Genomic DNA, 3544 nt, shown 5'->3' on the forward strand with positions numbered 1-3544 from the left:
CGCTGACGTGACCTCAAACCATCTGGCGCGAATGTCCATACTTAAAACTCTGAAAGCGATCGTTCTATCCATTTTAACGAATCCTCCTAGCTTTACACTGATGATGCCATCGGTAAGGGTTCACGACTAACATCAGCACATCCCTTTGAATCTCTGCGGGGGCACTAGATAATAAGCGCAGATTACAACGATGGATCTGAGATCGTTTCAGATCGTGTAAGCGCCGGAGCTGATCGATTTTAAGCCAACAACCTGCGTGAGTTACCCCTACTACCGACCACAACGTGCTGCTCCCAAACGTTGCTCACAGAAGGATCGCTCTGTTGTTGATAAATCGTCCCAAGCCACATCCCGACGCATCACCATACCATTATGTCCCGTCAAAAATCGAGGTAGTTGGGCATCCTCAACCTGGGCCAGGGTTTGAATGTCATAGGTGGTGTAGGTCGTCGGCTCCGGTCTGTCGAAGGTAATATCCACCACTGTCAGAGTCTTAGGCGATCGCTGAGGTTGATCCAAGAGCGATCGCGGTCCGGAACCCAGCAGGCCCGTATGCAGGAGCTGCAGGTTGCCCTTATGGGCCGGGTAGTAGGCATGGTGATGACCGCTGATGTAGGTATGCACGTTATGGCGCTCCATCATCTGTCGCAGCTCGTCGGCATTATCCATCACCTCACCGGGCTGGTTCCGGCCCTCCGCCACGGCATAGAGCGGTAGATGCCCCAGCATGATCCGCAGATTGGCCTGCTGAGCTGCTGGGCTGGCTAATTCTCGCTCCACCCAGGCCAGCTTGTCCGCCGGAATCCGACTGGAGGAACCATCCCAGGCTAAGAAGAAAATGCCGTTTTGCACAAAGCTGTAGTAGAACGGAAAGTCATCCCGAGTTTGAAACGTTAAACCCAAGGCATGATTGGGTTGCTGCCAATAGGCCTGGGCTAGATCCCGCTCCTGCTGGAAGGTAAAGCCGCCGCTGGATGACCGGGCAGCCGAGGCATCATGATTGCCCACGGTGAAGCCAAACGGCAAACCCATGGTACGCAGGGGAGCCGCCACATGGGCATCAAAGGCATCCCACATACGACGAACTTGGTCGGCACTGAGGCTCAGGCTTTGCCCAGCAATCATATCACCGCTGCAAACCACCAAATCAGGCTGCCAGAACGGCAGGACTTCGATAGCCTTATCAATTTCTGGGTCGTAGTCTGTGGAGCCATAGGCACTATTCAGGTCGCTGATCACCGCCAAGCGCACATCTCCCCGAGGTGGATTGTACAATCCTGCCGGGCCGGCCGTAGCCACGATCGCCTCGGTAGACGGCGGCAGGGCCATGGTCAAGTTGGGGGACTCCTCCTGCAGCACTGAGATCTCCGATGCTGAACTCTCAGAGGCTGGAGTAGCCGACTGCACAGTTGACTGCACTGGAGTCTGGGCCTGCGCACAAGACAAACTAATAGCCAGCAAACATCCAACAATGCCCAAACAAACGCGCCGCCAACCCATAGCTCACTCTACAATCCACAAAACATCATCCATAACCATAGTCGATTCCGCTCCATTTGCCCGCCTCGATCTCAAGGTAACCCTACCCAGAGCAGAATCTAGAACCGGATCCAGAACCGGATCCAGAACAAATATAAGTCAACGGCTAGGAGCGATCGCTGCCTCCCACGACACAAGCGCTACCCCCATAGTTCCCCGACGAGGAACCCCTACACTCCGCCCCTGCCATGGACCAAGAAGACAACCCACCTCCCTAGCATCCAGCAATAGGATCACCGCTTTGGAGGATGCCAAACATTCATGGTTTATGTTTAACTTTATAACTATATAGTTATTTTATGATCATGGCCTACCTTCCTGCTCTTCGGATCGGTTCTCACCAAGCGCAATACTGCATCATTCAAGGCGGTATGGGCGTACGAATTTCTGGCGCAAATCTCGCAGCGGCGGTGGCCAATGCTGGCGGCATTGGTATTATCTCTGCTGTCGGCTTGGGCATGAACTCGCCCTACTTTGATCCCAACCAGCGCAATCCCCTTCAGCGCCAGCGCCAGTTTTTTGAAGCCAACCGCCTAGCTCTAATTGACGAACTCACCAAGGCGCGAGCCCTTAGCCCCACAGGCATCATCGGCGTCAACATTATGGTGGCGGCCCGTGATTATGAAACCCTAGCAAGAACCGCAGCTGACCATGGAGCCAATTTGATCATCTCCGGCGCAGGGCTGCCGCTCAAGCTACCCGACTTTACAGTCAGCCATCCCGACGTGGCCCTTGTGCCCATTGTCTCCGGTGCCCGAGCTGCTCGCATCATCTGCCAAAAGTGGCTGCGCAACTACTACCGCCTTCCCGATGCCTTTGTGGTTGAAAATCCTCGCTCTGCCGGAGGCCATCTCGGAGCCACCCTCGAAGAGCTGGATAGCCCCCACGTGGATACCAACGCCACCATTCCTGAGTTGGTCAACTATCTAAGAAACGACCTCAAGCAAGATATCCCGGTGATCGCCGCAGGCGGTATTTGGAGCCGTAGTGATATTCTCCAAGCGCTGCTGCTAGGAGCATCCGGCGTGCAGATTGGCACCCGCTTTATCACCACTGAGGAATGCGATGCTGATGAGCGCTACAAAGCGTTTCATGTACAGGCCAAGGCAGAAGACGTGGTGACTGTGTCCAGTCCTGTTGGTCTGCCGGGGCGGGCTCTGCGCAATGCCTTTGTGGGTCAGGTGCTAGCGGGCGATCGCCCCCATGCAGGCCTACCCTGCCTAGCCAACTGCCTCCAGGTCTGTAAGTTTCGGGAAAAACAAGAACCCTACTGCATTCTAAGAGCCTTGGATAGCGCCGCGCGGGGAGATATAGAGCAAGGACTCGTATTTTCAGGCAGCAAGGCAGGACAAAGCGATCGCATTCGGCCCGTGGCAGAGGTGATGGCAGAACTCACAGGCAAAACGCTCTCCTAATCCTCACTGATTGATAAGATGAGCAAACCCTGAGGTTAAATAGGAGCAGAACACTCTTTCCTCATCCCAGATGGAGTTTAAGGGATGAGGAAGGAGTTAGGGTAACCTAACGCAGGTTTTTAACCTAGCACAGGTCTTTGATGTAAGAATTGGGTCTTAATAGCTATCTTCAGAGGTCACATTAACTTGGGCCAATAGATAATTGGCATGAACCAGACGGTCAGCGATCGCCTGCCGCCACCGCAAACTAACTTCTTCATCCGAAATGATCTCAATTGCCTGCTGTCGATAGCAAGCACTACGAACCGTATCAACCTGTTCTAGCAGCGAGAGGTTGTGATAAACCACTTTAGGTGAAAGGGTAGTCATGGGGTTCTTCCTGATGACATTACATCCATCACAGCGGATTGAGCCCGAGGCTGCTATCCGTGTCTTTTCTATTGTTGACTACTTCCACCCTTTAGCCCTCACCTCGCGATGAAGCGTTACAGATACCCATGTTTCGTGGGATTTCGTTACATTTATTCTTACAACCTTGATAGCCTGGCCTATTCGCCGATAGTGCTATCGCCAGTCTGGCTGAAACCTTT

3 protein-coding genes are annotated in these 3544 nt (G+C 53.6%); 1 reads left to right on the top strand and 2 read right to left on the bottom strand.

Features of this window, described 5'->3' with window-relative positions:
- Positions 1-270: 270 nt before the first annotated feature.
- Positions 271-1407 (bottom strand): metallophosphoesterase, encoded by a 1137-nt coding sequence (locus tag V6D20_01230; protein HEY9814420.1) that lies wholly within the window; start codon positions 1405-1407, stop codon positions 271-273.
- Between the two features lie 437 nt (positions 1408-1844).
- Here V6D20_01230 and V6D20_01235 point away from each other — a divergent pair, with 437 nt between their 5' ends.
- Entirely contained in the window at positions 1845-2954 is a 1110-nt protein-coding gene (locus tag V6D20_01235) for a nitronate monooxygenase family protein (GenBank protein HEY9814421.1), read from the top strand.
- Between the two features lie 156 nt (positions 2955-3110).
- On the opposite strand, the gene V6D20_01240 is transcribed toward V6D20_01235, so the two are convergent.
- Positions 3111-3323, bottom strand: coding sequence for a hypothetical protein (locus V6D20_01240; GenBank protein ID HEY9814422.1), 213 nt, complete (start codon positions 3321-3323; stop codon positions 3111-3113).
- Positions 3324-3544 lie beyond the last annotated feature (221 nt).

Source organism: Candidatus Obscuribacterales bacterium (genome assembly GCA_036703605.1).
Classification (GTDB): Bacteria; Cyanobacteriota; Cyanobacteriia; order RECH01; family RECH01; genus RECH01.